Origin of the sequence: Synechococcus sp. PROS-U-1, assembly GCF_014279755.1 — a bacterium.
Classification (GTDB): Bacteria; Cyanobacteriota; Cyanobacteriia; order PCC-6307; family Cyanobiaceae; genus Parasynechococcus.
On the sequence record NZ_CP047951.1, the window covers coordinates 1,250,126 to 1,275,889 of the forward strand.

Annotated in this window: 28 protein-coding genes and 1 tRNA gene; 12 read left to right on the forward strand and 17 right to left on the reverse strand. The window is 57.0% G+C overall.

Annotation, left to right across the window (positions count from 1 at the left end; translation table 11 throughout):
- Nucleotides 1-495 precede the first annotated feature (495 nt).
- The gene (locus SynPROSU1_RS06815; protein WP_222929908.1) at nucleotides 496-1,371 is read right to left on the reverse strand and encodes an FKBP-type peptidyl-prolyl cis-trans isomerase; all 876 of its coding nucleotides are present in this window, start codon (nucleotides 1,369-1,371) and stop codon (nucleotides 496-498) included.
- 231 nt (nucleotides 1,372-1,602) lie between these two features.
- Here SynPROSU1_RS06815 and SynPROSU1_RS06820 point away from each other — a divergent pair, with 231 nt between their 5' ends.
- Nucleotides 1,603-1,758: a hypothetical protein gene (locus SynPROSU1_RS06820; RefSeq protein WP_186572112.1), complete on the forward strand. Its 156-nt coding sequence runs from the start codon at nucleotides 1,603-1,605 to the stop codon at nucleotides 1,756-1,758.
- A 174-nt stretch (nucleotides 1,759-1,932) separates the two neighbouring features.
- Here SynPROSU1_RS06820 and SynPROSU1_RS06825 read toward each other — a convergent pair whose 3' ends face one another.
- Complete coding sequence (locus tag SynPROSU1_RS06825; RefSeq protein WP_186572113.1) at nucleotides 1,933-2,676, reverse strand: hypothetical protein; 744 nt, start codon at nucleotides 2,674-2,676, stop codon at nucleotides 1,933-1,935.
- Between the two features lie 38 nt (nucleotides 2,677-2,714).
- Here SynPROSU1_RS06825 and SynPROSU1_RS06830 point away from each other — a divergent pair, with 38 nt between their 5' ends.
- The 3 genes from SynPROSU1_RS06830 to SynPROSU1_RS06840 are packed head-to-tail and all read left to right on the forward strand — an operon-like array spanning nucleotide 2,715 to nucleotide 4,434.
- Nucleotides 2,715-3,452, forward strand: a complete 738-nt coding sequence (locus SynPROSU1_RS06830; RefSeq protein WP_186572114.1) for a DUF475 domain-containing protein — start codon at nucleotides 2,715-2,717, stop codon at nucleotides 3,450-3,452.
- Nucleotides 3,442-3,780 carry a DUF6464 family protein gene (locus SynPROSU1_RS06835; RefSeq protein ID WP_186572115.1) on the forward strand — a complete coding sequence of 113 codons (339 nt, stop codon included), beginning with the start codon at nucleotides 3,442-3,444 and terminating at the stop codon, nucleotides 3,778-3,780. The genes SynPROSU1_RS06830 and SynPROSU1_RS06835 overlap by 11 nt, the downstream gene beginning before the upstream one ends.
- A gap of 3 nt (nucleotides 3,781-3,783) precedes the next feature.
- Nucleotides 3,784-4,434 carry a hypothetical protein gene (locus SynPROSU1_RS06840; RefSeq protein ID WP_186572116.1) on the forward strand — a complete coding sequence of 217 codons (651 nt, stop codon included), beginning with the start codon at nucleotides 3,784-3,786 and terminating at the stop codon, nucleotides 4,432-4,434.
- 1 nt (nucleotide 4,435) lies between these two features.
- Here the strand turns inward: SynPROSU1_RS06840 and fmt are convergent, their stop codons facing one another.
- The 11 genes from fmt to SynPROSU1_RS06895 all read right to left on the reverse strand — a co-directional run bounded on the left by fmt (nucleotide 4,436) and on the right by SynPROSU1_RS06895 (nucleotide 14,415).
- Nucleotides 4,436-5,452 carry a methionyl-tRNA formyltransferase gene (gene fmt / locus SynPROSU1_RS06845; RefSeq protein ID WP_186572117.1) on the reverse strand — a complete coding sequence of 339 codons (1,017 nt, stop codon included), beginning with the start codon at nucleotides 5,450-5,452 and terminating at the stop codon, nucleotides 4,436-4,438.
- Nucleotides 5,453-5,454: 2 nt separating this feature from the next.
- Nucleotides 5,455-6,822 (reverse strand): TldD/PmbA family protein, encoded by a 1,368-nt coding sequence (locus SynPROSU1_RS06850; protein ID WP_186572118.1) that lies wholly within the window; start codon nucleotides 6,820-6,822, stop codon nucleotides 5,455-5,457.
- Nucleotides 6,823-6,824: 2 nt separating this feature from the next.
- Nucleotides 6,825-8,234, reverse strand: coding sequence for a TldD/PmbA family protein (locus SynPROSU1_RS06855; protein ID WP_186572119.1), 1,410 nt, complete (start codon nucleotides 8,232-8,234; stop codon nucleotides 6,825-6,827).
- Between the two features lie 32 nt (nucleotides 8,235-8,266).
- On the reverse strand, nucleotides 8,267-9,337 hold the full coding sequence (acsF, locus tag SynPROSU1_RS06860; RefSeq protein WP_186572120.1) for a magnesium-protoporphyrin IX monomethyl ester (oxidative) cyclase: 1,071 nt from the start codon (nucleotides 9,335-9,337) through the stop codon (nucleotides 8,267-8,269).
- Between the two features lie 65 nt (nucleotides 9,338-9,402).
- The gene (locus SynPROSU1_RS06865; RefSeq protein ID WP_186572121.1) at nucleotides 9,403-9,840 is read right to left on the reverse strand and encodes a DUF2996 domain-containing protein; all 438 of its coding nucleotides are present in this window, start codon (nucleotides 9,838-9,840) and stop codon (nucleotides 9,403-9,405) included.
- 45 nt (nucleotides 9,841-9,885) lie between these two features.
- Entirely contained in the window at nucleotides 9,886-10,359 is a 474-nt protein-coding gene (locus tag SynPROSU1_RS06870; protein ID WP_186572122.1) for a hypothetical protein, read from the reverse strand.
- The gene (locus SynPROSU1_RS06875) at nucleotides 10,356-10,964 is read right to left on the reverse strand and encodes a flavin prenyltransferase UbiX (protein WP_186572123.1); all 609 of its coding nucleotides are present in this window, start codon (nucleotides 10,962-10,964) and stop codon (nucleotides 10,356-10,358) included. Before SynPROSU1_RS06875 ends, SynPROSU1_RS06870 begins: the two co-directional genes overlap by 4 nt.
- A gap of 3 nt (nucleotides 10,965-10,967) precedes the next feature.
- On the reverse strand, nucleotides 10,968-13,298 hold the full coding sequence (locus SynPROSU1_RS06880) for an RNB domain-containing ribonuclease (protein WP_186572124.1): 2,331 nt from the start codon (nucleotides 13,296-13,298) through the stop codon (nucleotides 10,968-10,970).
- A gap of 100 nt (nucleotides 13,299-13,398) precedes the next feature.
- Nucleotides 13,399-13,716: a TMEM165/GDT1 family protein gene (locus SynPROSU1_RS06885; RefSeq protein ID WP_186572125.1), complete on the reverse strand. Its 318-nt coding sequence runs from the start codon at nucleotides 13,714-13,716 to the stop codon at nucleotides 13,399-13,401.
- A gap of 2 nt (nucleotides 13,717-13,718) precedes the next feature.
- Entirely contained in the window at nucleotides 13,719-14,051 is a 333-nt protein-coding gene (locus tag SynPROSU1_RS06890; RefSeq protein WP_186572126.1) for a TMEM165/GDT1 family protein, read from the reverse strand.
- The gene (locus SynPROSU1_RS06895) at nucleotides 14,041-14,415 is read right to left on the reverse strand and encodes a YkgJ family cysteine cluster protein (RefSeq protein ID WP_186572127.1); all 375 of its coding nucleotides are present in this window, start codon (nucleotides 14,413-14,415) and stop codon (nucleotides 14,041-14,043) included. Before SynPROSU1_RS06895 ends, SynPROSU1_RS06890 begins: the two co-directional genes overlap by 11 nt.
- A 108-nt stretch (nucleotides 14,416-14,523) precedes the next feature.
- On the opposite strand from SynPROSU1_RS06895, the gene psb30 reads away from it, so the two are divergent.
- The gene (gene psb30 / locus SynPROSU1_RS06900; RefSeq protein WP_115023138.1) at nucleotides 14,524-14,631 is read left to right on the forward strand and encodes a photosystem II reaction center protein Ycf12/Psb30; all 108 of its coding nucleotides are present in this window, start codon (nucleotides 14,524-14,526) and stop codon (nucleotides 14,629-14,631) included.
- Between the two features lie 9 nt (nucleotides 14,632-14,640).
- Here the strand turns inward: psb30 and recJ are convergent, their stop codons facing one another.
- Nucleotides 14,641-16,539, reverse strand: a complete 1,899-nt coding sequence (gene recJ / locus SynPROSU1_RS06905) for a single-stranded-DNA-specific exonuclease RecJ (RefSeq protein WP_186572128.1) — start codon at nucleotides 16,537-16,539, stop codon at nucleotides 14,641-14,643.
- A 32-nt stretch (nucleotides 16,540-16,571) separates the two neighbouring features.
- Here recJ and SynPROSU1_RS06910 point away from each other — a divergent pair, with 32 nt between their 5' ends.
- The 3 genes from SynPROSU1_RS06910 to SynPROSU1_RS06920 are packed head-to-tail and all read left to right on the forward strand — an operon-like array spanning nucleotide 16,572 to nucleotide 18,626.
- Nucleotides 16,572-17,351, forward strand: coding sequence for an HAD-IA family hydrolase (locus SynPROSU1_RS06910; protein ID WP_186572129.1), 780 nt, complete (start codon nucleotides 16,572-16,574; stop codon nucleotides 17,349-17,351).
- Complete coding sequence (locus SynPROSU1_RS06915) at nucleotides 17,348-17,659, forward strand: DUF565 domain-containing protein (RefSeq protein WP_186572130.1); 312 nt, start codon at nucleotides 17,348-17,350, stop codon at nucleotides 17,657-17,659. The genes SynPROSU1_RS06910 and SynPROSU1_RS06915 overlap by 4 nt, the downstream gene beginning before the upstream one ends.
- The gene (locus SynPROSU1_RS06920; RefSeq protein ID WP_186572131.1) at nucleotides 17,649-18,626 is read left to right on the forward strand and encodes a phosphoribulokinase; all 978 of its coding nucleotides are present in this window, start codon (nucleotides 17,649-17,651) and stop codon (nucleotides 18,624-18,626) included. Before SynPROSU1_RS06915 ends, SynPROSU1_RS06920 begins: the two co-directional genes overlap by 11 nt.
- On the opposite strand, the gene rpmF is transcribed toward SynPROSU1_RS06920, so the two are convergent.
- Nucleotides 18,590-18,766 (reverse strand): 50S ribosomal protein L32, encoded by a 177-nt coding sequence (rpmF, locus tag SynPROSU1_RS06925; RefSeq protein ID WP_186572132.1) that lies wholly within the window; start codon nucleotides 18,764-18,766, stop codon nucleotides 18,590-18,592. The two genes, SynPROSU1_RS06920 and rpmF, sit on opposite strands and share 37 nt — an antisense overlap.
- Before the next feature lie 87 nt (nucleotides 18,767-18,853).
- Here rpmF and ftsH point away from each other — a divergent pair, with 87 nt between their 5' ends.
- Together ftsH and SynPROSU1_RS06935 are read left to right on the forward strand one after the other, a co-directional pair.
- Nucleotides 18,854-20,653, forward strand: a complete 1,800-nt coding sequence (gene ftsH / locus SynPROSU1_RS06930; RefSeq protein WP_186572133.1) for an ATP-dependent zinc metalloprotease FtsH — start codon at nucleotides 18,854-18,856, stop codon at nucleotides 20,651-20,653.
- Complete coding sequence (locus SynPROSU1_RS06935; RefSeq protein ID WP_186572134.1) at nucleotides 20,650-23,397, forward strand: UPF0182 family protein; 2,748 nt, start codon at nucleotides 20,650-20,652, stop codon at nucleotides 23,395-23,397. Before ftsH ends, SynPROSU1_RS06935 begins: the two co-directional genes overlap by 4 nt.
- 43 nt (nucleotides 23,398-23,440) lie before the next feature.
- Here SynPROSU1_RS06935 and SynPROSU1_RS06940 read toward each other — a convergent pair whose 3' ends face one another.
- The gene (locus SynPROSU1_RS06940; protein WP_186572135.1) at nucleotides 23,441-24,043 is read right to left on the reverse strand and encodes a peroxiredoxin; all 603 of its coding nucleotides are present in this window, start codon (nucleotides 24,041-24,043) and stop codon (nucleotides 23,441-23,443) included.
- 121 nt (nucleotides 24,044-24,164) lie between these two features.
- On the opposite strand from SynPROSU1_RS06940, the gene SynPROSU1_RS06945 reads away from it, so the two are divergent.
- Together SynPROSU1_RS06945 and SynPROSU1_RS06950 are read left to right on the forward strand one after the other, a co-directional pair.
- Nucleotides 24,165-24,461: a hypothetical protein gene (locus SynPROSU1_RS06945; RefSeq protein WP_186572136.1), complete on the forward strand. Its 297-nt coding sequence runs from the start codon at nucleotides 24,165-24,167 to the stop codon at nucleotides 24,459-24,461.
- 47 nt (nucleotides 24,462-24,508) lie between these two features.
- Nucleotides 24,509-24,582 (forward strand) — tRNA-Met (locus SynPROSU1_RS06950).
- A gap of 64 nt (nucleotides 24,583-24,646) precedes the next feature.
- Here SynPROSU1_RS06950 and SynPROSU1_RS06955 read toward each other — a convergent pair.
- Entirely contained in the window at nucleotides 24,647-25,738 is a 1,092-nt protein-coding gene (locus SynPROSU1_RS06955; RefSeq protein WP_370586275.1) for a M23 family metallopeptidase, read from the reverse strand.
- Nucleotides 25,739-25,764: the final 26 nt, after the last annotated feature.

Below are 25,764 nucleotides of genomic sequence, written 5' to 3' on the forward strand. Positions count from 1 at the left end.
CCAACCAGGAACACGGCAGCCAATAACGAACCTCAGGGAAGTATTTGGCAATGATGAAACCAACCCCGAGAAACACCGACGAGAGCAGAAGGGCGGTGAGATCCGTTCCCATGAGCTGGTTTGAGTCGGATCGACCACGATGACAAGTCTTCACTCCGAGTGTGGTGTCCCGTTTTGAAGCCAGACTTCTGAGGTCAGTGGAGACCGAGTGGCAAAGGGCGGACAGAAGTGCTGGGTCTGGTTCAAGGGCATTCCACTGGAAACTGACGACGGCAAGTGGATGGGTGGATGGCAGGGATCCGTTGCTCCCCTTGATGGCATCAGATGTAAGCACTACGAGTACGTGCCCTGTCGTCTTCCTCAATGGCGCGTGTCTTGGGATGAACCGAAGGATCTAAAGACACCCCCGGAGATACCCGAAGGTGCTGAGTGGAAGCACTGGCCTACTGACTGACCAGTGGTCCGAAAAGAGAAAGCTTCTGGCATGGGTGATGGTCAGAGGATCAAATTTGAGGTCTTGATGGACTCGGTGCTGGTGCCAGGCAGTTGCAGGGCGAGATCTGCCATCCCGTCCCCGTTTTTGTCCAGTTCGAGGGTGCCTTTCTTGAACCGTACGTCTCCGGGTGTACCTGTAAAGCGATCATCGCCAATGAATCGCAGCTCCTTCGCCACGGCGCTGAGATCAATTTTGTCCTTGCTACCGAAATCAAGGATGTAATCGGCTTTTCCCTTGGTCGCCAGGGAATCCTTGACCTTTTCATAAACGAAAGTGTTCTTCCCTGACCCGCCAATCAGCACGTCAGCTCCTCTCGTCCCCAACATCCGGTCATTGCCCTTAAGCCCAATTAACAGGTCGTTAGAACTTGTGCCGACGAGTTCATCACCAGAATCCAAGCCGATCTTGAGGCTTGTTGTGGTTTCAATGAGTTCGTCAGATAGGCCGATCTTCTTGGTGTTAATACCGAAGTCGCTGTAATCGGCAAACACCGCTGTGTTGCTGCCAGCAGGGAGTGCAGCCAGCACTTCCACCGTGAATTTCAGCGGACTATTCGGTGGAATGAAATCTCCAGCACCCCTTTCTCCATAGGCCTGGTCCGCTGGGATGGTCAGCTCCACGACAGAGCCGATTCGCTTTTTTTTTAGTCCCTTATCCCAGCCTTCAATCACATCTCCGACTCCGAGATTGAACGGGAAGGGGTCACGACCAGTGATCTGCTCGAAGGTGGAGAAGTCGAAGTTTGCATCGAATTCATCTCCGTTCAATAAGGTGCCCTGGTAATACACCAAAACCCTGTCGCCGTTGGCGATTTTTTGGCCCTTGGACTTTCGCAGCAACGTGCTGGAGACCTTTTTGACAGTCTCTTTCGCCATGTCCTTCCTCAGAATATGGGCAGTCTGACTCTTGTTCTGAATTTGCTCAGGGGGCATGGACTATTCCTTTGATCAACGTCTCCTTCAAGCCGTGGCTCAAACCAGCAGATTGAGCTCAAGGACCATGGATTCAAGGCGTTTCAACCTCTGAAGGATCCTTGCGAACTAAATAAGGCCCGTCTGGCACCCGGGCATTTTTCGATTCAGCCAGAAGATCTGGATGGACGAGAAATGGTCACAACAGTCCAAACAGCCACCGATGGCGAACTCAACGTTGAGTTCAAGGCGACGATCCACATAGAGATCTCGGCGTTCCAGCCGCTGGCTGAGAAGAAGTTCAAAGGCGTGTACTGGCTGAGTGAGCAGCCAGCTGATCTGAAGAGCTAACCGATGAACGATGTCTTGAAAGGGTGGGGGAGGGTTGGGGTGTCGACGGGACTGACGTAGCGCGGGAACGGTAAAGAGTTGTCCCTGCGTTCTTCTTCCCTCAGCTGGCTTGGTTTGGTGGCGTCGATGCGCTTGTCGCCAGCTTTGATTTGCGGTTAAGGGCTGAGATCCCAGTTAGTTCGTTGCGTTGAGGCTCTGCTCTTCCAGCAGCATGTTGAACTGCAGGAGCTGTTCATCACTGAGCTGTTGGCGACTGGTCGAGCCAAGGTGCTTTTGCAGAAAAGCGCGGGCTTGGTCTGAGTTCCAGCCCAGCTGTTTCAACATCGAATCACCCTGGCTGAGCAGATCCCCACGGCGAATCGGAACAGGGGCCGTTGATGCATCGTCGTTGGTTTGAATCAATTTCAATTGCCGTAGGTAGGCCACCAGATCGGCATAGCGGGTCAGTTTGTGGCGACTGCCAAGGCCGAAGGCACGGTTGAGGTACGCCTGTTCCTGTTCTCTTGTCCAGCCGATGCGTCTGATTTCCAGGTCGATGGCAGTGAGTTCATCGCTCCAATCGTCAGGATCCGTTGGCGTTTCCGAAGGGACGTCGTCCGATTCGGCAATCTGTTGTGTGGCAGGTGGAGCAGGTGAAACGGCATGGTCCTGCTCAAGCTTCCTTGGGCGCTCCACAGGAGCACGCTGTGGCTCCTTCGGGCTCTCCTTGAGCTCAGTGCTGGAGGCAACCTGCTCTGATCGTTGCCCTCGACTGAGCTGAAGTCTTGTGTTTAGACGATCCAACGCTCGTTCCTCAGCTTCTTCGGCGTTGGCAGCTTCTCCAAGGGCGCTTCCCTGAACAGCGCCTTCATCCCATGCCTCAACCCGAACGATGCATCGCAGGGTATCGACGTGACAAAGCTCGGCCCGGATCTGCATCGCAATGGAACAGCGCTCGCACTTTCTAGGCTGCCGCGATGGACATCACTTCGCTCCCCTCGCTGTCGGATTTTTTTGAAGGTGCCGATCAGTGGGGAGAGATTTTTGCTCTGCTTCCTGTTCTCGTGCTGCTCGAGCTGATCCTTTCAGCTGACAATGCTGTGGCGCTTGCTGCCATCGCCCGAAGCAGCCGTCAACCGGAGCAGGAGCGCCTGGCGCTCAACCTGGGTATCGGGATCGCTTTCTTATTGCGAATCGTCCTGATTGTTGTCGCGCAGTGGGTTTTACACAATTCATGGGTTCAGCTCCTTGCGGCTGCTTATCTGATTTGGCTTGTTGTTGATCACTTCAAAAGCCGTTCAGAGGTTCCGACGGATGCACTGGATGGCAATGCATCCGGCCGTGATCAACGGCCTTTTCTTAAAACCGTTCTGCTTCTTGCATTCACCGATCTAGCGTTCTCAATCGACAGCGTGGCCGCTGCGGTGGCCATCAGTGATCAGATCCTGCTGATCTGTGCAGGTGCATTCATCGGCATCGTGGCGTTGCGCTTCACTTCCGCTCTGTTCATTCGCTGGCTTGATCTGTATCCACGGCTTGAAAGGGCTGGATTTCTCGCTGTTGCTTTTGTGGCGCTGCGCTTGATCGTTCACGTTGTTGTGCCCAGCCTCAATCAACCCGATTGGCTCACTCTGTTGGTGGTGCTGATGCTGTTTGCCTGGGGAATGTCGATCCGCAGTAACGATCTCAATCAGGATGAAAGCCATGCTTGTTGAACTTCGCCACATCAGTGGTGATCGTTTAATCGATCGTGTTGATCTTGAGGATCCACCACAACCGGGACGCTGGCTTGTTGTCGAAGAGCAGTCCTTCCTTGTGATGCAACGACGCCACCGTTATGCCTTGCGCAACGGCCGTTATGTGATGGCATCAGTGGCCTTAATGGTGAAACCTCAGGCGCGTCCTGCGGATGCAACACCCTGGCGCCATGGCTGGGTGATCGGTGACCCGAATTGTCGTTTTAATGCCCGCAGCCCTTTGCTCCGCTGTGCCGTGTGGCCTGAAGGACCCTGCGAGAGCTGCAGCCATCGTGAACTTCACTGATCCATGAACGCTGAATGGCTCACTGGGCGTCTCTGCGCTGGACATGGAGTTGCCTCCGGAACCAGCAACGAATCTCCCTATCCGGATGGAACGATTCGTATGCAATTCCCTGTGTTCAATGCATTAGGGCTCGATCTGTCGGGCTGTTACTTCGGCACGCTGAATATCGATTTTGCGCCGCTTGAAATATCACTGTCGACTCCTGATCACCTGTTCGAAAAGGTGGAGTGGACCGATCTCCATCCCCCTGAGACGTTCTCGTTCTGGCAAGTGGAGATCAAGGCCACTGAAGTTGAGGTCTTGCGTGGTTGGATCTACTACCCCCACCCCGAGACCAAGGAACGTCATTGGCAATCTCCAACAACATTGGAGTTGCTTGCACCGCGATTAAGTGGGGTGGAACCAGGCTGCACCATTTCTCTTCGCGATGAACAAAGACGGATCAAACTTGTGGACACAATTCGTTTGCGTGCACGCTTGCTGGAATTCCTCAAATTCAGAGTGCTCGCGTCCCAGCAAACATTCTTTGAGGTCGACACGCTGGCAAAACGGCAACAATGGCTCTCGACGATGTTCCCGGAGGCGCTTCAACTCTCCGAACAGGATCTTGACCGTGTCTGGACACAAGCGCGTTCGTTGTACACGGAATCCTGAATCAACCGTCCCCGAAGCAATCTCCAGGAGTGGCCTTGAGTTGCTGCAACAGAACGGGTGCTGTGCTGCGTGCTTTTCCCTCCAGCTGAGCCTCCCGAATCAAAAGGGGACAGCCTGAACTGCTCACCACAAGCCCCAGATCCTCGATCACCGCCAGGATCGACCCCGGGGCATATCCCCCGGTGGGCCATTGGCCCACGAGGTTGCGCACTTCACTACTGAGTTGATCCTGCAACCGTTCGATCAGCGGCTCCGTGCGCAGCACTTTCAGCCGTTTGCCCTGCCAGTGGGTGAAAGCCCCGGGATGTAGCCCCATCACTTTGCGATGAATGCTGAGAGCAGAAGCTGACCAATCCAATTGGAAATCCTGCTTCTCCAGCATCCTGGCGTAGGTCGACTCCCCGGCCTGAACGCGCACGTTGAGCCTTGCCAATCTCTCGTGTTCGCAGCCTGGGCCTGCCGCCTCAATCAACGGAATGGCTTGAACCATCAGCTCTGCTGTAAGAGCACTGAGCCGTTCGGCCAAGACGATGGATGGTTCCAGCAGCTGGATCGGGATGCGTTGCTCGAGCAGCACAGGGCCGGTATCAAGTCCCTTTTCCATGGCCATAATGCCCACGCCAGTTTCCTCATCACCCTCGAGAAGGGCCCACTGAATAGGACCAGCACCCCGCCAGCGGGGCAGCAGTGATCCATGGCCGTTCCAGCAGCCCAGGGGTGGTTGTTGAAGAACATCCTTGGGGAGAATTTGTCCGAAGGCGACCACCACTGAGGCATCGGCTCCGAGAGCAGCAAGCTCTGTCTTGCAGTCTTCATCCCGTCGAATCCGCTCGGGGGTGAACACCGGAAGTGCAAGCTCTTCCGCCCTTCTCTTGACCGGTGAGGGCGCGAGCTGATTGCCCCGACCACGACGCCGATCCGGCTGGGTCACCACCCCCACAACTGTGTGGCCTGCATCATGCAGAGCATCAAGTGTGGGTACTGCGTACTCGGGTGTTCCCCAGAACAGGATCTTCAACGTCAGGCTTCGCCCGTGATGGAGAGTCCATCCACCCAAACATGAGGGCAAACACCGCGGTGGGTGACTTCGACCTCAGCTTCCAGATGCGCAATGCCCTTCAGAACGGAGCGGATATCACCGGCAACCGTTGCGGCTTCGACGGAGATCCGTTCCCCATCGTTCACCAACCAACCATCGAACGGCAGAGAGAAAGATCCCTGGGTGGCTTTCACCCCTGCATGAAGTGCTGACAGATCTTCAATCAAGACAAAGGGCCCAGACTCGGTGCGGTGATTCAGTGTGCTGCCGCTACTGACCTGCGGGTCGGATCCAACAACAAACCAATCTGGCCCCACCGAGACCTTGGCGCCGAGACCCGCGTGACCCGTGGGCTCGACGCCAAATGCCCTTGCCGTGGCTTCCGAGTGGAGAAAGTTTCGCAGTGTTCCTCGCTCAATCAAACAAAGACGGCGGGTCGGAGTCCCCTCGCCATCGAAGGCCGCAGCACTGATGTGGCCATGGTGAAGTCCGTCGTCGTGCAAATTCAGGAAAGGAACCGCCAGTTCCGAACCGATCGAATCACGTTGGCTCAGGCTCACTCCGTCGAGTACGGAGCGTGCATTGAAAATGCTGCTGAAGGCACCGAGCAACGACAAAAAAGCCTCTGGAGTGAAACAGACGCGGTAACTGCCGGTTTCGATGGGCCGATAGTCGAGATGACTGACGGTGCGCTCGACCGCCTCACGAATGCAGCCTTGAACGTCCAGTTCGCTACTGCCGAGCCCCAGACGTACGGCGCCTCCGCTTCTGGGCTTGCGACCAGACTCTTCAGCTCGGGCATAGAGATAGAGACTGGCTTGGGTGCGCTCCATCTGGCGCAGAGCTCCATCGCTGTTCAGATAGAGGCTTTGGGACAACGATTCCGCTAGTCCGTTGTACGGCACTGTCTGGATGGCCGGGTGGCGGCTCAACAGGTCAGCTTCCGCATCCCTCAGGGTGTCCAACAGAGGAAGAATCCCCTGTCGAGGTTGTAGTGGTCGATCCAGTTCCGGCAGCGGCGCCGTTGCCAGGGGCGAAAACTGAGGGATCTCCTCAGGGTTGCCAAAGCGACTGGCTGCATGAGCGCCCACCAGAGCCTGTTCCAATCCACCATCCGAGAGATCGGTGGTGCTGGTAATGCCGACCAGACCATCGTTATTCCACACCCGAACCGTGATGGAACTTCGCTGTGATGCCTTGAGTTGTTTGGCTTCACCCCGGTCCACCTGAACGGAGCAATCGTCGCTGCAGGCAGCTCCGAGGTCCCAACGACGAATGCCCTCCCGCGAGGCGAAGGTCTGAAGTCGGTCCCTGAGGTTTGACGCATTGAGGCTGTTCTTGTTGGTCATGCTCAGCGTCCCCCCACCGTGATCGAGTCAACCTTGATGTGGGGTTGCCCCACGGTGACAAACACACTCCCGCTCACCGAACCACAGAACCCTGCAGCCAATTCGAGGTCATTGGCACACATCGAGATGCGAGGCATGACCTCCTTGGCATCGCCGATCAATGTGGCTCCTTTCACGGGTTTGGTGAGTTTGCCGTTTTCAATCAGATATCCCTCCTCAACAGAGAAGTTGAATTGACCAGTCGGGCCAACGCTCCCCCCTCCCATGGCCTTGCAGTAAAGACCCTGGTCAACGGATTCAATCAGTTGCTCAGGAGTATGGGCTCCGGCATCAATAAAGGTGTTGCGCATCCTGCTCGCAGCTGCGAAGGCATGGCTCTGTCTGCGGCCACTTCCAGTGCGTTTGTGGCCCGTGCGCAGTTCACCGGCACGATCACTGATGAACCTCTGCAGCACACCGTCTTTGATCAGCACCGTGCGCTCCGGTTCCATCCCTTCATCGTCCATGGACAGTGAACCGAAGGAACCACCACTCAAGCCTTCATCAATTGCAGTGACGGCAGGGTGAGCAATCAGCTCACCGACGCGGTCTGCAAAGGGAGTCGTGCCCCGTTCAATTTGGGTCGTTTCGAGCAGGTGGCCACAGGCTTCGTGGAAAATCACCCCACCAAAGCGGTTGGCCAGCACAGCCGGCATCTGTCCAGCATCCACATACTCTGCACGGAGCATCGTTCCGGCGCTGTTGCAGACCTCAGCTGCACTCACTTCAGAGTCCCAGTCACGCAGATCGTCCGGGCGATCAGAACTGCCGTAGCGGCGACCAATGCTGGACCGGTGGTCCCCATCCGCAGCAAGGACAGACAGGCCGGTCGACTGGTGCAGACGAATGTCCCGGGAGAACGTGCCGTCGGAAGCTGCCACCAGCACTTCCTGCCAATCGCGGGAATAACTGCCCCGACGCACTTGCAAGTGCTGGCCCAACCGATCGAGATGTGCCGTTCCCTGGAGCAGGCACTGACTGGCTTGGTCCAGTGTCGGACAGCGATCCAGCCAGTCAGTCTTGGCCAAGCCGTGGTCTGTCAGCAGCTTGAGTCCTTCAAAACCAGATGAGGTTGTGAGGTTCTGAGGTTCGAGCCCCAGCATCGCAAGTGCTTGATCGAGGGCACGCTTCAGTCCTGCTTCGCTGAGGTCGTTGGTGCTCACAAAGCCATCACGCCCTGCACAGAACACCCGAAGACCTGCCCCGCGGGCGAAGGAGGGGTTGACGCTGGTGATCCGATCCTGTTCTGCGAGCAAACCGATGTGGTCGGTGCGCTCGAGGAACACTTCAACGAGGTCAGCTCCGGCAGCACTGCCGCGATGCAGGAGGGACTCCAAGAGTCCCCGCCACTGATTCGAAAAGGCGTTGGTCAAGAAAATTTTTGGGTTGAAATGGTGGAGGTTCCTCAGCGCACGGCTGGTTGAAAACGCTCGCTGTTAATCGCTGGCATCAGGAACAACTTGGCCATTTCTGCACCGTTACCGATCCAGAAAGGAAGTTTGCGCAGCAGCTTGATGGGGGCAATTGCATCGCTGGCATCGGCCTGCTCCAAGCCAGCGTTGTTGGACACAAGACGCTCAAGTCGAATCCAGAACTTCTCGTTCTTCACATCGAGAACCACTGGAAACACGCGAGCTGAGGTTTCATTGGTCTTCTCGATCACCATTTTGTCGTAGGTGCGCGCATCCAGACCGAGGGACTCATAGAACTCCTTACGGGCGACGTCACGCACATACATGGTCGCGAAGACGGCGAGCAGGAAGAAACGACACCAGAGTTTGGCGATCGGGCCACGCACTGTGTCTGGCTGCGCTTTCATCAGAGCATCGAAGAAATCGCCGTGGCGATTTTCGTCCTGACACCAGTTCTCAAAAAAGTTGAAAATAGGGAAGATTTTGCTGTCGGGGTTCTGTTCAAGGTGGCGATAAATAGCGATATAGCGCCAGTAGCCAATTTTCTCCGAGAGATAAGTTGCGTAAAAAATAAACTTCGGCTTGAAGAAGGTGTAGTCCTTGTTGGCTGTCAGAAAACCAAGATCAAGCTGCATGCCGAAATCGCTCATCGACTTGTTGAGGAAACCCGCATGACGAGCTTCATCACGGGCCATGTGAGCGAAGCATTCAGCCAAAAGAGGGTTTTTGGCCTTGATCCGACGGCTCAGCTCTTTGTAAAGCAGAAATCCTGAAAACTCTGAAGTGCAGCTTTGTTCAAGGAATTCAACGAACACCTTGCGCGTTTCCGGGTCGAGCTTGTCTGCGGCCCCTTCGAATTCACCGTTTCGAACGAAGTGATGACGGTTGTAGTCCTTCCTGAATTCTTCACAAATGGCTTCGAGTTCAGCCTCGTTGGGCTGAAGATCCATGGCCGCCATCGCTTCAAAATCGGTGGTGTAGAAGCGGGGAGTCAGGATCGTGTCCTTGACAGGATCCTTGATGGCTACAGCGCTGCCTTCGGCCACGGCGGTGGGAGGGACCATCAGTTGCGTTTCTCGATCCTGACAATGTAGGCGTGACAGCACGACCCCCGGGACCAACGCGACGGTTAGTTACCTCCCAACCACTTTTGACCGTTGAGGCGTTGCAAGAGGCGGGACACCAGAAGTGGCAGAGACATCCGCTTCTCGTCGATCAGGAAACTTTCCAAAAGAGTCGGGTCACTGCCGGGATCTGCCAAGGCAATCACCTTGGAGCTGTTGATGTCTGCTTTGGAGAAGCACAGCCAGAAGCGACGTCCCCCCGGAAGTTCACCGATGACCATCGGACATTCGCCGCCAACCACGGGACGCTGACCGTCGACGCGCTCCAGCCGTTCGGCTGTGATGTTGTGGTCGGACAGCTGCTTAACGACGGCTGGAAGAAACAGCGTGTCAATGAACTCTGGGAAGGGTTTGTCCTCCGGCTTCGGTGGCTTTGGCTTTGCCGCCGGCTTGGTGGGAGTCTCTTGACCTGAAGGCTCCTTCTCGACAGGGGTTTCGCTCACCGATTTGCGGTTACTGCGGCAACTGTAAGCAGCTTGGTGCGTTGCTTACCAGTTCATTTCAGGATCATCCCCCCAGTCGCTGGATCGTTGTGAGGGAGAGCCCACGGGTGGAGATTGGGGTTGCCGGGGTTCTGATGATGGGCGCTGAATCACGCGATAGGCCACAGACACCGTGGGAGCTGGTTCTCGTACATCCCTCTCTGGCCCAGGAGTCGCGGTGAAAGGGGTGGCCGAGTCGTTGACGGCTGATTCCGAGTCGTGAAAATCGGGCTGAACAGGGGACTGGCGCTTGCGTCTCAGGGGGCGCTGAGCTGGCAACAACAAAAACGCTGTCAGAGCCGCTCCTGCAGCGCCACCACCCGCCGCCAGCGCGGTCCACGCACCAAGAGGTAGGGCTGGGGTCGTCCAAACCAGCAAACGAAGCTGGGTTTTGTTTCCGACATTGATTGCAGACAGAGCAAACAAGGCCAGCAGAGGAGCCAGGCAGGGGATCAGCAGTAGCCGCTGAAACGTGCTCATTCCAGTGGTCCGCTCCAGCGATTCAACGGTGCAAGGTCATCTTCCAATCCGTCGAAAAGTCGAACGACCAGAAAATCCACCATCTCCTCCAGGGAGTCTGGGCGGGTGTACCAGGCTGGAATGGGAGCTGCGATGGTTGCACCTGCTTCCGCTAAGCCCGTGAGATTACGGAGATGAATCAGGTTGAAGGGCATCTCCCGTGGAGCGATGACCAGCGGACGACGCTCCTTGAGATGAACATCCGCACACCGTTCGATCAGATCAGAAGCAATCCCGGCGTGGATTCGACCAACGGTTCCCATGCTGCAGGGAACGATGACCATTGCCCGAGTGCGATAGCTCCCACTTGCGATGCAGGCGGCTTGATCATTCCAGCGATGGCAGGTCAGATCACCGCCTTCCACCCCAAGTCTGTCCCTCCAAAACTCGTTTTGCTTGAGGGGGTCCACGGGAATGGAGAGTCCCTGTTCTGCGCGGAAGACTTCATGGGCGCCATGGCTGAGCACAAGATGAACAGCGCGCCCTTGTTGCAGGAGCAACTGCAGGGCACGCTCGGCAAGAGGTTGTGCCGACGCACCAGTGACGGCCAAAACGTAGGGATGCATCACTCAGCGCTCGCTGAGGGAAACAGGAAGGGGCTCCGACGGTTCAGGCTCTGCTGAACCTTGGTCGCTTTGGTTGATGACTTCAAGGTCGATCTGGTTGCGGAGAACATCGACATTGATCACACGAACCTGAACTTGGTCACCGAGTTGATAGGTCTGGCGGTTTTTTCGCCCGACGAGACGATTCTGGCGTGATCTGTATTCGTACCAGTCATCGTTGAGGGAGCTCACATGAACCAGCCCCTCAACGCGGCTCTCGCCAACTTCAACGAAGAAGCCATAACTCTGCACACCACTGATACGGCCTTCCACCTGCTGGCCGATGAGCGGTTGTGCTGAACGGGCCTGAATCATTGATAGAAGATCTTTTTCCAGTTCGAGCACCTGCCGGCGCCTGGTGTTGAGTCGCTGCACGGTGCGGTTGTTGACCAAACCATTCAGCTTTTCGTCCTGAGATGCAGTGAATAAAGGCCAACTGAGGTCAGCGCCGGCACCCCTGCCACCCAGCTTTAAACGTGTTTTGTGTCGCACGGTTGGGCGGTCTTTGGCATCCGTCAGCAAAGCGACGAGCAATTGTTGATTGACGAGGTGTCCGTAGTGCTGGGTTGCACAGGTCCACGGGGTGAGTGGAGCGTCTTGGCTGGCCTGAACTCCTTCATCCCCATCGGCGGGGGAGGGATCTGCCTCTGTAGGGGTGGAGTCCGTGGACGCCACAAGGCTGAGTTGAGGCAGGGCGTGACTGAGTTGTTGTTCAAGCACCCGACGCTGGCTGCTGTCTTTGAACACCTGGATCAACTCGGATGCCGACGGGCACCCCTCGTCATCCAGTTCGAGGGGAAGGTCCAAGGCAATGGCGGTCTTTGCCACATCCGTAAGAACGTTGCCATCGGGTTCGTCCGCCTGGATGGTGATGCCTGGCAATTGGAGATCCATACGGTGCGCAGTCCATGCCCGATCGGCAGCCCTGAGAAGAGGTTGAAGGAACGCATGGGGATCCTCCGGGTTGAAGGCGTCAACCCAGCGATGCCGGAGACCGGATGGATCAGCACTGCGAAGGTCACCAAGTGCCTCAAGCTGGGGAGGGCGTAGATCGAGTTGCACAGCCCCGTTGCTGCGCTCACGGTCCAGCAGGAGAGTGCTGCAGAACCGCAGGGTTTCCAGTTGCCCAAGGTGGTCTTTGATGGATTTGAGTGCCGCCGGAATGCTTCGAGCCTTGGGTTTGCGTTCCGCGAAGGCAATCAATTGGTCGGCGCTCACTTCGGCGGCGGGGCGCACCGAGCTGAGCATGAATTCCCAGTCACTCAATTCACCATTGGCTGCAATGTCCAGCCGGACACTGATGGCGTCGGCCTCGGTGCCGCTGGAGAAGGTCGTCGCTTTGTTGAGAGCAGGAGTCAGCAGAGGTTGCCAGATCTGACCGAGGCAAAGCGCTTCACCTCGATCGCGCAGGCAGGAATCGAGGCTGCTGCCCAAACCGATCCGCTCGCCAACGCTGGGCGCATGGACCCAGAGACGACAACCTCCATCCTTGGCTTCAACGTGCACGGCTGGTAAACCTGGTGCATCCTCCTGGTTCCAACCCTTGAGAAGCAGGCATGGTTGTCCGGTCAGATCAACCCGACCCTTCGTGGCGGGAGTTTTGCCGGAACTACGGGGAGCCGCAGGACGGTCTTGGAGACCAGCCTTGGTCAGCAAGAGGTCACGATCCGCTGCGGAACCTCCGTTGAGCGGCAGTGAACGCACCACACGACCTGCAGCACCGTGCTGGGCCACGGGGTAGCGGTCAATGCGTACTTCGACAACGCTTGAAATCTCTTCGCCAGGCAAATGCTTGGAATCCTCTGCAGGCAGTTCGATGCCGGCAAGCACCCGGTCATCAAGGGGACATGCCAGAAGCTGCTCGCTCTGTTGTTCCACCTGCGCCAGAAGCGACCTGGTGGCCCGTTCGAGGATGCACTGAACCCCGCCTTCTGGGGAGCGTCGCCGTCCACCCTCTCGGGTCACCCGAACCAAAACCCGATCACCATTCCATGCATGGTTCAGCTGGTGGTCGCGGATGTACACGTCTTCGCCGCCGTCATCGCGAATGGCGAAGCAGAAACCCTTGCTGCTGCACCGAAGTCGAGCATCAATCAGGTCGCTTTCAAGCGGGCGTGTGAGGCCACCCTCGCTTGACTGTTCAATCACACCAATCTTGACCAGTGATGCGAGGGCAAGGTCAAGCGAGGCTTTGTCCGACTTGTTGCTCAGCTTCAGAATTTTGGCCAGTTGGCCTGGTTCAGAGGATTGCTCTGTTGAGAGCTGATCCAGCAGATCGGCAACTGTGAATTTCATCGTGGCTTGAGCAGAAACCGACCTTCAAGGTCGGGAGAGACGGAAGGGGTGGCCGATGCTGAACAGCAGGCCGTGCTGAGACAACCCTTCAGGCTTCACTTTAGTGCTCAGAAGACTGATCTCCGCCTTGGTCTCTCTCCGCATCACGAAAAAGAGGCAGCAGCAAGCGGCCACCGATCACGAGAAAACCGATGGAGGCGACCAACTGGAGAAGATCGCTGGGAATCACCGTCGCAACTGACCCTCCTGCGAAGGCCCCCAACAGGCTGGCCAAGACCAGTGCCGATGAAGATCCGAGAAACACCGCCAGAGGGCGATTGGAGGTGCCACTGATAGCAACGGTGGCGAGTTGGGTCTTGTCACCGAGTTCAGCCAAGAAAACGGTCAAGAACGTGGAAATGAGTAGGGGAAAATCCATCGTCAGCTCGCGGCATTCAGCCAAAGAGATCGAGCGGCCTGCAGACCCAGCCAAACGCCAAGCGCCACCATCAGCAGTCCGGCCATGAGTTCCAATCGCTCAGGAGGCAGTGTTTTGGCCAACCACTGACCCACAAGTACTCCGACCAGGCTGGACGCAATCAAAGCCAGCGCTGCTCCGACGAACACCAAAACTGGTGAGCCTGACTGCGCGGAGAGCAGCAGTGTCGCCAGTTGCGTCTTGTCACCCAGTTCAGCCACGAAGACGGTGGTGAATGTGCTGAACAGCACGGCGGCAAAGCTTCGCGACTCGCTGGTGGTTTGCTCACTGGTCAACAGGACCTCCCACGGTCTGCGCGCGCTTGAACCTACGCATCACGTCACTGCGACCGCCATAAGTGCTGCGGATCTGCTGGTTGCAACAGGTGATGGCGAAGCCATCAAGCGCATCTGCTGGAACGTCAAACAACCGCCCTAGCTCACTGACGCGGCAGAAATCAGGACGCTCGTCATAGATCCTGCAGCGCTGGCTGCCTGTGTCGTAGTGAATGCACCAACCATCCGCCCCCACCATGGCCAGGTAGGTGGTCTGTTGGTCGTCGCTCAAGGCCGCCAGTGCATCAGCTCGTTCGTCTGGTGCGAGTCGGCAACAAGCGCCGCAGTGCTTGATGCAGGTCCATTGATGCTTTTGTCTGGTCATGGCTGATGCTGTGACAAGCCATCACAGAGACAGGAACAAATCCATCGGTCTTGGCGCAGAGCCCCGTAGCCTGTTAGGTGAGACCTCTTCGGACAGCGCTGCATCGTCATGGGCTTTGACATTCACCTGATCGCCAACTTTGCCGCCCTGGCGTTGATCACCATTGCCGGCCCCGCTGTCATCTTCATCCTCTTCTATCGCCGCGGCGCCCTCTGACCCCGCGGTTTAAGGACGAAGCCCCAACCCCAGACAGGCTTCCTCCATCAATTGAATGACTCGTTTATCCCTTGCCAGGTCATCGTCACTGGTGAGGGATTCTTCTTGCTTCAGCCTCGCTTGGAGAGTCTCACCTTCTCGATTGGTAAGCATCAGGCCTGATGTTTCCGTCCAGCGGGCTGTGTACTGACGGGTCCCGCGGTTGATCAGCACCAGCTCCGTATGAGTTCGTATCGCTTTGAGCTCGAGTTGCAGCCGCTGTTCCCCCTGCCAACGGTTCATCGAAATGCTGAAGGCCACGTCACAGCAATCCGGTACGGCAGCTGAGGAATCCCATCGCCATGCAATGGCACGACGCTCGCTGTCTCCCTGGCGCAGCCTCAGGGCCAGATGACCTCCTTTGAGATCACGGCGCTCCTCAACGTTGACGCTCCGAGACCAGAACAGCGGCTTTGGATGACCGATTCCAAAGGGAGCCAGGGACTGCAAATGTCGCCACAGATCCCAGTTCACATCCTTCAACTGCAGGAGGGCATCGGGTTGCACGGGTCTGCCCTTGGCCTGGGTGATCAGCCAGCCATCCGCCTGTTCGCAGAGGCGTTCGTGCAGGACATGCACCTGCTCCGCTTTCACAGTGAACCCTCCTGCCGCGGGATGGCCCCCAAAGCGGATTAAGAGTTCACTGCAGTTTGAAAGGGCGCGATCCACAGCAAAACCGACGGGTCCCCTTACCGAAGCCCGAAGACAGCCATCACCATCTCCGGCAAGGAGAGCAGTGGGTCGGTGGTAACGCTCCATCAGACGCGCGGCAACAATGCCAATCACGCCGTGGTGCCAGTGGCTTTGCGCCAACAGCAAAAAAGACGGGAGAGCGTCACTGGTCTCAGCCTCCACAAGCGCCACGGCCTCCGCTTCAATCGCGTCGCAGAGATCCCGTCGCTGGCGGTTGAAATCATCACAACGCCGTGCCAGCGCCATGGCCGAATCAGGGTCCTCGGCCGTGAGCAGGTCCACCACAAGCCTCGGCTCACCCAGTCGGCCGACGGCATTGATCCTCGGTGCAATCTGGAAGCCGATGTCCTCGGCCGTCAGGGGACGTTCGCCAAGACCCGCCAACCGTTGCAGCGCTTGCAAGCCTTTGCACTCGGAACGGTGCAGATGATTCAACCCGTCAAGCAGCCAGCTGCGGTTGGCGCCAACGAGGGGAGCCATATCAGCCACCGTTCCTATGCAGAAGAGGTCCCGAGCCACACGGATGGCCTCCGGATGATTCATGCCCTCGGCAACGGCATGGGCGAGCACATAGGCAAGGCCCACCCCTGCCAGACCGCGATAGGGGGAGCCATCCGGCGTGGTCGCCGGGTGAATCAGGGCGGTCATGGGTGGCCGCTCTGTAGGGATGGTGTGGTGATCGGTCACGATCACCTGCATCTGCAAACTGGCGGCTAGATCCAGCGCCTCTCTGGCTGCGACGCCGTTGTCGACGGTGACCAGAAGCCGCACACCATCGTCATAGAGACGCTGCACCATCGCTGGATTAAGGCCATACCCCTCGTCCATCCGCGACGGGATGGCTGGCTCCGGATTTGCTCCAAGGGGGGCTAGCGCTCTCAACAGCAGTGCTGTGCTGGTCATTCCGTCGGCGTCGTAATCGCCACAGATGGCCACGCGTTCTCTTGAACGGCATGCCTCGATCAACCGCGCACAAGCCTGGGTCAGATCGGGGAAGTGATCGCTGGTCGGGGGCAGGTCACCAGGAGAGAGAAAGGTCTCCGCCTCGGCTCGTGAGGTGAATCCCCTACGCCGCAGAACACATCGAAGTGCCAGCGGTAGATCAAGCCCCTGCAATGGTGACGGTTCCACCACGGCTGGGAGGGACCAGGACCAGTGGAGGGGAACGGCCGGCAAAGGAACGGAACAGACGGTGATGTTCCAGCATTGTGCCGTTGCTGGTCATCAAGGTGAACAGGCTTTCAGCAGTCTTTTGGGATGTGGATGGAACCTTGGCTGACACGGAGATGGACGGTCATCGTCCAGCCTTCAATACGGCGTTCAAAGAACTGAATCTCCCGTTTCACTGGGATGAGACGCTCTACAACACGCTGCTGGCGATCCCCGGGGGACTCCGCAGGGTGAAGCTTCATGCTGAAGACCGTGGAGTGACGCTCAGCCAGGAACAACTGGAGCAAGTGCGGGATCGCAAACGAGTGCATTACCTCGAGCGTGTCCGCAAGGGCCACGTGCGCTTGCGTCCCGGTGTCAGGAGACTGCTGGAGGAACTGCACCGCGCGGGGGTGCAGCAGTGGATTGTGACCTCTAGTGGATCAGCTTCTGTGATGGCCCTGCTCGAGCAGGTTCAGTCGCTCATCCCCCCCTTCGATGGCGTCGTGACATCCGACGACGTGTCAACAGGGAAGCCCGCACCAGATGGCTATCTGCTGGCCCTCAGACGCAGTGGCGCCGATGGGGCTGCAAGTCTTGCTGTAGAGGATTCAGCAGCAGGTTTGTCCGCCGCAACAGGAGCTGGTTTGCGATGTCTGCTGACACCATCCCCCTGGGATGCGGCTGCCCTGCGTGATGCCGTTGCCGATGCCACTGCGGTGCTGGATCACTTGGGGGATCCAGGGCACCCGGCAAGCGTGCTTTCAGGGGCCCCTTGCCAGGACGGAACAGTGACGCTGAAGTATCTGCAGACTCTGCTGGAGGTGCCTGATCGATGAGCTCCATCCAGCGCACGCGGCTCGCGGGTCTTCAGAGCAGTTGGGGAGCAAATCTCCGGCGGAATTGGTCAGGCCCCTGGTGGCGACGCAGTGCGTCGTTGCTGATACTTCTCCTCGGTTTCTTCATCGGCAGCAACCTCACGGTGCACCTGGCGAATGCCGTAGGCGTCAGGACATTTACTGCCCTCTATGCCCTTATGGCCTGTGAGTTGTTGGTGCTTGGGCGCCGTCGTCTCCCCTGGCTCGACAACCTGCGACTCGGATTCGTTTACGCCGTTGTTTTGGAGGCGTTCAAAGTTGGATCCTGAGGGCCAACGCTTCATTTCGAACCGCGATCAGCAACGGTTGCTCCACCACCTTGAACTGGGTGATGCAGTGTCCTGGTTTGCCGAGCAGCGCAGGACATTGCGCCATCGGGTAGCCCTCGACCGATGGCATCCCGCGGCGGCACCGGATTGGTTGTGGTCGGTGGGCTTGCCCCTCCTGAGCCTTGCGGATCAATGGCAGGGGGAACGTCGTCTGCTTGGGCTCAGTGCTCTACCTGGATGTGGGAAGACGACCCTCGGGCAATGGATCGAAGCCGCCGCAGAGGGTCTTGGCCTCTCCATTCAGGTGGTTTCGCTCGATGATTTTTATTTCGAGGCGGATCAGCTTGATGCAGCAATGCGAGGCAACCCCTGGGGTGTGCCTCGTGCACTGCCGGGAAGTCACGACCTGAACCTTCTGAAGGACTGCCTTCGACAATGGCGACAGGGCCAGGACGTGCAGATGCCCTGCTTTGACAAAGCGAGAAGGGATGGCCGTGGGGACCGCAGCGGTTGGCGACGCTGTGATGCCGACCTCCTGATTCTTGAGGGTTGGTTTGTTGGCTGCACATCAGTACTGTCCCCCGAACTTGCAGAGGCCCATCTCGAATCGCCGCTCACGCCACAGGAGCTGGACTGGCGCAAACAACTGCAGCCCGAACTCTCGCGTTATGAGGATGTATGGAACAGCTTCGATCAACTCTGGCAATTGCGGGCGAGGAATCTCAACGCTCCATTGATCTGGAAACGCCAACAGGAAGCAACGCTTCAGGCTGAACGTGGAGCGTCACTCTCCAATGCCGAACTGGAACGTTTCATTCGAATGATTCTGTGCTCTCTGCCCTCGAGCTGTTTTCAAAACATGCGGGCGGATGTTGTTGTGGAGGTCGATCCGGATCGAACGTTGCGGCGAATCCACCTCCCCAATGCGATTCAGGATTCGCTGTCGTCAGACTCACTCACCGGGTAGACAAAACCCTGGGCACGGCCACTCAACACAGATTTGCCGAGGGACATTGCACGTTGGGCCGCAACGGCTGCCTTGCCCTTCCAGGTGGCACTGCGCTGGTTGCGCTTGGCCTTGGATGTTTTCTTCTTCGGGACGGCCATTTCGCCTGGTGTATTTCCAAACAGGGATTGTCTCGTTTGGAACCCCCTTGCGTCAAATCGCTAGGCTCAAAGCAGCGCAGCGTTGACGTGGCACCAGGTTCGGACAGCTCCAGTGGTTCCGCTGCCCCTCAGAAGGTTCAGCCTTCCTCGATTCAGGGCTTTTGGAAAAAGCAGGACACGGTGAGTTACTCCACCCTGCTGCGGGACATCGACGCGAAACAGATCAAGCAGTTGGATCTTGTGCCGGGCCAAAGGGAGGTCAGGGTCCAGTACAACGACGGTCGACGCGTCACTGTCCCCGTTTTCGCGAACGACAATCAGATTCTTCGCGCAGCTGAGAGCTCGGGAACATCGTTGACCGTCGTGGATGTGCGACGCGAGCAAGCTGGACGCGAACTGGCTGGGACCCTGCTTCTGGTTCTGCTGGTGGTGATCGGTTTGTCTCTGCTGCTGAAACGTTCAGCGCAGATGGCGAATCGCGCCATGGGTTTTGGACGCAGCCAGCCCCGGTTGAAACCACAGGAGGACCTGCAACTTCGTTTTGAGGATGTCGCCGGCATCAACGATGCACGGCTCGAACTTGAGGAGGTGGTCACCTTCCTAAAGCAACCGGAGGCGTTCATTCGTCTCGGCGCCAAAATTCCGAGGGGTGTGCTGCTGGTCGGTCCCCCAGGGACGGGCAAAACCCTTCTTGCCAAAGCAATTGCAGGGGAAGCGGGAGTGCCCTTCTTCTCGATGGCGGCCTCCGAATTTGTTGAATTGTTCGTTGGCGTTGGTGCGAGCAGAGTCCGCGATCTCTTCCGTCAAGCCAAGGAAAAATCCCCTTGCATCGTTTTCATTGATGAGATCGATGCTGTCGGTCGCCAGCGCGGAGCAGGGATCGGCGGAGGGAACGATGAACGCGAGCAAACCCTCAATCAACTCCTCACGGAGATGGATGGATTCGAGGAGAACTCCGGCGTCATTCTTCTGGCCGCAACAAACCGAGCCGATGTTCTGGATGCCGCTCTTTTAAGGCCAGGACGCTTCGATCGCCGTATTGATGTGGGCCTGCCCGATCGTCGTGGTCGTGAAGCGATTCTCGCCGTGCATGCCAGAACGCGGCCCCTGGATGATTCCGTCTCGTTGTCGGATTGGGCCAGCAGGACTCCTGGGTTCTCCGGTGCAGATCTGGCCAACCTGCTGAATGAGGCGGCCATCCTCACGGCACGTCAGAACATGCTCCGCATCGGACAGTTTCAGCTGGAAGGTGCCCTGGAACGAATCACGATGGGGCTGAGCAACCGACCCCTGCAAGACACCGCAAAGAAACGCCTCATTGCCTATCACGAGGTGGGACACGCCCTGGTGGCAACGCTTTTGCCGGCCGCCAATGCGGTGGACAAAGTCACAATTCTTCCCCGCGGGGGAGCCGGTGGATACACCCGCTTCATGCCAGATGAGGAGGTCCTCGATTCCGGTTTGATCACCCGTGCATCCTGCCTGGCGGATTTGGTGGTGGCTCTTGGAGGACGCGCTGCGGAACAGGTGGTCTTCGGCTCACTCGAAATCACCCAGGGAGCCAGTGGCGATCTTCAGATGGTGGCCCAACTGGCCCGCGAGATGGTGACCCGGTTCGGCTTTTCCAACCTCGGTCCGATGGCGCTTGAGGGCCCAGGGGCGGAGGTGTTCCTGGGACGCGATTGGTTCAACCAACGGCCGGGCTATGCCGAATCCACTGGCCAGGCCATTGATGCCCAGATCCGCCACCTCGCCAAGAATGCATTGGCGCAAGCCATCGCTCTACTGGAACCACGCCGTGAATTAATGGACCACTTGGTTGAAGTTCTGATCGCCGAGGAAACCATCAACGGTGATCAGTTCCGCGAGATCACAGGCCTCCCATGAAACGCCTTCTCCTTCTGCTGCCGCTGGTTGTTGTCGCAGCCCGGATGCAGATCGAGTGGCTCTGGTTTGATCAGTTCGCCTGGACCAATGTTCTGCTGAAGCGCTGGCTTCTACAGCTTCTGTTCGCGGGGTTGGCATTGCTCCCGCTGTTCGCTGCACGGACTTGGTCGAGACAGTTCAGGAGTCAGAACGTTGCAACAACTCAGGGAACGTGCCTAACCGGCTGGTCCTACGGAACTGCCCTGATTCTTTGTGGTGCTGTGGTGCTGGTCAGCTCAATGCTGGCGCTCGATCTGTTGGTGTTGTCCATCCAGCATCCTTTCCTGCTGGGCGAATGGCACCAGCATTTGTGGCCCCATAACCGGATCACGACTGTTGTGATGCTGATCCAGGCCGGGCTGGTTGCCCTGGTGATGGCCTGGCCGCGCTGGAGCCCCTGGCTGGCACGGGTTATTGCCGGATCTTTCGTTGTGGTCGTCGCTCGATCGTGGGGGATCTGGTCGTTATCCCTCTGGATTCCCAACACCTCCTTGTCTGATCAACTGCTGAAGGCTGATATCAGCTTCGGACTGGGTCGGTTCGTTGGTGTGCATTTAGTCCTGGAGCTCCTGGTCATCAGCGCCGCATTCACGCTTAGCTTTGAGCTCTGGCGGTGTCTGGCCCGATCGAAAGCTCTCTCTGACTGGGCCAGTCCAGTCTTTTCAGCGAAACAGATCCAGCTGCTCAAGCTGCTCTCGGCTGCTCTTCTGCTGGGGTCGGCAGGACTGGTGTGGTTATCGAGGCATCAACTGCTTTGGACCCAACACGGATTGGTGGCTGGTGCCGGTTGGCTTCAGCATCACCTCACCCTTCCGTTGCGTGCTGGCGTCACACTGCTGCTGGTTCTGATCGCACTCGCACTCCTGTTGCCTGGTCGCCGACGGCTGCGTCAGGGAATGGTCTTGGCCCTGGCATCGCTCGTGGCGATCGAGATCATCGCTACACCGCTGACACGCTGGCTGGTGGTGCAACCTCAGGAACTGGATCTTCAGGCGCCATACATCGCCAAAGCGATTCAGGCAACACAGCGGGGATTCCAGCTGGATCGAATCAAACGGCGTGTTTATGAACCGAAGACCAAGCTCAGCAGCGCTGATCTGGAGCAAGGCGAAAGCACCCTGGCCAATGTGCGCCTATGGGACAGCGCTCCGCTGCTCGAGGCCAATCGACAACTGCAACAACTTCGTGTTTATTACCGCTTTTCGAATGCGGCCGTTGATCGTTATCCGCTCAATCAAGACAGCGATACCGCACAACAGGTGATCCTTTCGGCCCGTGAATTGGATCAATCAGCCCTGCCACGCCGATCAAGAACCTGGCAGAACCGCCATTTCATTTTCACGCATGGCTACGGATTCACGGTGAGCCCAGTCAACGAGCGCAGCAACGATGGTTTGCCATCGTATTTCATTAGTGACCTCGGCACAGAAACAAGAATTGAGGGAAATGAGGCACTGGGAATTGATCAATCGGAGGTCAGAGAAGCAATCCCTGTTGGCGATGCCGCGCTCTATTACGGAATGCTGCCCTCTCCCTATGCCATCGCGCCTACGCAGATCCCAGAATTCGATTATCCAGAAGGAGATCTCAATGTTGTCACCCACTATCAGGGATCTGGGGGGGTATCGATCGGATCCTGGCTGCAACGGTGTGCTGCTGCTGTTTACCTCCATGAGCCACGTCTGCTGACAACGAAAGCCATCAACGCGGATTCAAAGCTTCTGATTCGGCGTGAAGTTAGAAATCGTGTTGAAGCGATCGCTCCATTCATTGATTTTCGTGGTGATCCCTATTTGATCTCGATTCCAGGGCCTGCACCAGAATCTCAACAGACGGCTGAATTACAATCTGAGCAACGCCAACAACATCAGTATTGGGTCGTCGAAGGTTATACCCATAGTTCCACGCTTGCCTATAGCTCGGCTGTGGGGACAGATAATACGGAACGGTATTTAAGAAATTCCGTCAAAGCAATCGTAGATGCCTACAACGGCAGCATTCATTTTTATATCTCAGAACCGGATGATCCAATCATCAGCGCATGGAATCAAATATTCCCGGACTTGTTCGAATCAATGACGGCAATGCCGAAATTTGTTCTTGATCACCTCAGAGTTCCTGAGGACTTCTTCAACGTTCAGGTCAATCAGATGAAGCGTTACCACGTTGAAGACCCAAGAATTTTCTATAGCGGTGATGATGTCTGGCAAGTTCCAAGTGAAATTTATGGGGGCCGGAAAGTTGACGTCGAGCCTTATCACATCACTGCACAAGTTCAGGGGAATGACAATTCAGAATTCCTCCTGCTGCAACCACTCACACCGTTGGCACGGCCGAATTTAACGGCTTGGTTGGCAGCTCGGAACGACGGTGATCACTATGGTGAATTGCTTCTCATCGATTTCCCAAAGGACAAGAACATTCTTGGCCCTGAACAGGTTCAGGCTCTGATTCATCAAGATCCAGAAGTCAGCAAGGTGTTTGGACTCTGGGATCAAGGTGATCTCGAGCTTGTGCAAGGCAATCTCCTGGTTCTTCCTCTTGGCGACGGTCTTCTCTACGTAGAACCGGTTTATCTGCGCACCAGCAAAGTTGGCCTGCCCTCATTGGCACGGATCGTCGTCAGTGATGGTCGCTCGATCGCCATGGACCAGAGTTTGTCCCTTGCCTTGGAACAACTCATGAAAAAAGCCCCACCCGTTTAAGGGCAGGGCCGAGAAAATAGGCCGGATGGCGTACTGAGTCGAATCAGCCGATGGCGGAGAAATACTCCTTGGAGCCTTTGGGATCGGGCTTCATGGTTTTATCGCCAGGAGTCCAGTTGGCAGGGCAGACTTCATCAGGATTGGACTGCACATACTGGAAGGCCTGCAGAACCCGCAGCGTTTCATCAACATTGCGACCCACGGGCAGGTTGTTGATCGTGGCGTGCATGATCACGCCATCGGGATCGATGATGAACAGACCGCGCAAGGCGACACCCTCAGCGTCATCGAGGACGTTGTAGGCCGTCGAGATCTCCTTCTTCAGGTCAGCAACGAGCGGATAGTTGATATCGCCCAGGCCACCCTGATTGCGGGCAGTCTGAATCCAAGCCAGGTGGCTGAACTGACTGTCGACGGAAACGCCGAGAACTTCGGTGTTCTTGCTCGAGAAATCAGAGTATCGGTCGCTGAAGGCCGTGATTTCAGTCGGGCAGACGAAGGTGAAATCCAGTGGGTAGAAGAACAGCACCACATACTTGCCCCGGTACTGGGACAGCGTGATTTCCTTGAACTCCTGGTCCACCACTGCGGTGGCTGTGAAATCAGGGGCCTGCTGGCCAACGCGCAGGCAACCGTTGTCGGTCATGATCAGGGGGAGAATGAATGACCTGAAGGGCGCAATCGACTTAATACGTAGTCGATTCGACTTCCAGTTTCATGTTTCAACCTATCACGGCTTTGGCTGTCCGTCGCCATAAACTCTGTTGATGACTGATCAACACACGAGCTGGGACCCTTCGCTGCTGCGCAAGTTCAGTTCCACTGGGCATTTCCGTCTGCTGAACCAGCTGAAAGGAGATCTACGCAAAAAGCCCTTGGACCGAGATCAACGCTCGGGCCAGTTGAGGAGCTTGGGGGGCAATCGGGGATCAAACCGTCGTTCGACGCCATCAAGGATCTCCGAACCAGCACCGGTCAAAATGGTGGAAACAGCGGCTCCTGAGCCCCAGGATGACCAGCCAAAGTCGTTCCGAGATCGTCTCAATGCCATCGACATGCGCTGAGCCGGATCCCCTGAGATGTATGATGGCGACTGGCCTGAAGGGCCTGCGTCAGAGTAGCTCAGCTGGTTAGAGCACAGGATTCATAACCCTGAGGTCGGGAGTTCAAGTCTCCCCTCTGACATTTTTTTGAAACTGCTGAAGGGCTTTCAGCATTATTTTGTTTGGTCTGATCGAAACTTGAGGGCTCAGGCCTTGCGGGCAGGAAGTTTCACGAGCGGATTGAGAGCAGCACCACCGGCACGGCGGATCTCAAAATGAAGATGGGGTCCCGTGCTGCGGCCAGTGCTGCCCATCAATGAAATGCGAGCACCACGGGGAACCACCTGCCCTTTTTTGACAAGAAGACGGCTGTTATGGGCATAACGGGTGGATTCACCGTCGCTGTGGGCGATTTCAACCAAATAGCCATAGGCGCCGCTCCAGCCTGAGAACGCAACAATTCCATCACGGGCAGCAACGACCGGAGTACCCGTGTTGTTGGCGATATCAATGCCTTTGTGCATGCGACCCCAACGCCATCCGTATCCAGATGTGAACACACCCTTGGTGGGCCATTGATAACCAACAATGGGTGGTTTGAGGCTGTCGGGTTGATCGGCTGTCGGCAACAACGCGGGTTTTGGCCAAGCCGCTCCACCACTGCGAAGGGGGCGTACAGCAAGAACGGACTGCCCTGAAGATGCCTTGGCGATCTGTAGTTCGCGTCCGACGGTCAAGTTGTTGAGTTGAACTCCTGGATTGAAGGTTTTCAGCTGCTCTTGGGTCACACCATGACGCTTGAGAAAAGCTGAGAGTGAATCTCCTCGCCGAATTTTCGCAAGAGTGCTAACCGGGGGTGGAGCCGAAACTGGGGGAGTCTGACGTTCACTGGCTCGATCGAGAGAGGAGAGCGTGACGGCCACAACCCTTGCAGAATCTGGAAAAGTGAACCAGCTTCCAGACTCGAAAACATGGGACGAAGGAACTTTATTGAGCTTCGAAAGAGACGAAATATCGTGCTGAAGTAAATCCGCGAAACGCTTCAGAGAGGTGGAGGACTCAACTCGAAACCAAAGTTGTGTCGAGCTGTTTTCCGTACTGGACGCCAGGGAAAGGGATTCCGAGGTGTCGAGAGAGGGGAGTGGAGGAAGCTCAGCGAGATTAAAAGTGGCGTTATCAGCAGTTCCAGGCAGGGTGTTCCAGACGCCCAAGGTCACAACAGGGGTTACAGCAGTTGCCAGAGCGAGCAATGCGCGCATGAAAACCCAGAGACCGGCTGAAGGTAACGAGCCGAACATCTCTGCGCAAGGGGGGTTGGAGCAGT

What these genes read in the sequence shown, in the direction of transcription:
- SynPROSU1_RS06870 (WP_186572122.1), bottom strand. Translation starts at nt 10,359, where the DNA reads ATGAGCACGTTTCAGCGGCTACTGCTGATCCCCTGCCTGGCTCCTCTG.
- SynPROSU1_RS06955 (WP_370586275.1), bottom strand. Translation starts at nt 25,738, where the DNA reads ATGTTCGGCTCGTTACCTTCAGCCGGTCTCTGGGTTTTCATGCGCGCA.
- acsF (WP_186572120.1), bottom strand. Translation starts at nt 9,337, where the DNA reads ATGGTCCCTCCCACCGCCGTGGCCGAAGGCAGCGCTGTAGCCATCAAG.
- SynPROSU1_RS06945 (WP_186572136.1), top strand. Translation starts at nt 24,165, where the DNA reads ATGACTGATCAACACACGAGCTGGGACCCTTCGCTGCTGCGCAAGTTC.
- SynPROSU1_RS06895 (WP_186572127.1), bottom strand. Translation starts at nt 14,415, where the DNA reads ATGACCAGACAAAAGCATCAATGGACCTGCATCAAGCACTGCGGCGCT.
- SynPROSU1_RS06875 (WP_186572123.1), bottom strand. Translation starts at nt 10,964, where the DNA reads ATGCATCCCTACGTTTTGGCCGTCACTGGTGCGTCGGCACAACCTCTT.
- SynPROSU1_RS06880 (WP_186572124.1), bottom strand. Translation starts at nt 13,298, where the DNA reads ATGAAATTCACAGTTGCCGATCTGCTGGATCAGCTCTCAACAGAGCAA.
- SynPROSU1_RS06830 (WP_186572114.1), top strand. Translation starts at nt 2,715, where the DNA reads ATGGACATCACTTCGCTCCCCTCGCTGTCGGATTTTTTTGAAGGTGCC.
- rpmF (WP_186572132.1), bottom strand. Translation starts at nt 18,766, where the DNA reads ATGGCCGTCCCGAAGAAGAAAACATCCAAGGCCAAGCGCAACCAGCGC.
- SynPROSU1_RS06935 (WP_186572134.1), top strand. Translation starts at nt 20,650, where the DNA reads ATGAAACGCCTTCTCCTTCTGCTGCCGCTGGTTGTTGTCGCAGCCCGG.
- SynPROSU1_RS06825 (WP_186572113.1), bottom strand. Translation starts at nt 2,676, where the DNA reads ATGCAGATCCGGGCCGAGCTTTGTCACGTCGATACCCTGCGATGCATC.
- SynPROSU1_RS06850 (WP_186572118.1), bottom strand. Translation starts at nt 6,822, where the DNA reads ATGACCAACAAGAACAGCCTCAATGCGTCAAACCTCAGGGACCGACTT.
- SynPROSU1_RS06915 (WP_186572130.1), top strand. Translation starts at nt 17,348, where the DNA reads ATGAGCTCCATCCAGCGCACGCGGCTCGCGGGTCTTCAGAGCAGTTGG.
- SynPROSU1_RS06835 (WP_186572115.1), top strand. Translation starts at nt 3,442, where the DNA reads ATGCTTGTTGAACTTCGCCACATCAGTGGTGATCGTTTAATCGATCGT.
- psb30 (WP_115023138.1), top strand. Translation starts at nt 14,524, where the DNA reads ATGGGCTTTGACATTCACCTGATCGCCAACTTTGCCGCCCTGGCGTTG.
- SynPROSU1_RS06820 (WP_186572112.1), top strand. Translation starts at nt 1,603, where the DNA reads ATGGTCACAACAGTCCAAACAGCCACCGATGGCGAACTCAACGTTGAG.
- SynPROSU1_RS06815 (WP_222929908.1), bottom strand. Translation starts at nt 1,371, where the DNA reads ATGGCGAAAGAGACTGTCAAAAAGGTCTCCAGCACGTTGCTGCGAAAG.
- SynPROSU1_RS06940 (WP_186572135.1), bottom strand. Translation starts at nt 24,043, where the DNA reads ATGACCGACAACGGTTGCCTGCGCGTTGGCCAGCAGGCCCCTGATTTC.
- SynPROSU1_RS06840 (WP_186572116.1), top strand. Translation starts at nt 3,784, where the DNA reads ATGAACGCTGAATGGCTCACTGGGCGTCTCTGCGCTGGACATGGAGTT.
- SynPROSU1_RS06885 (WP_186572125.1), bottom strand. Translation starts at nt 13,716, where the DNA reads ATGGATTTTCCCCTACTCATTTCCACGTTCTTGACCGTTTTCTTGGCT.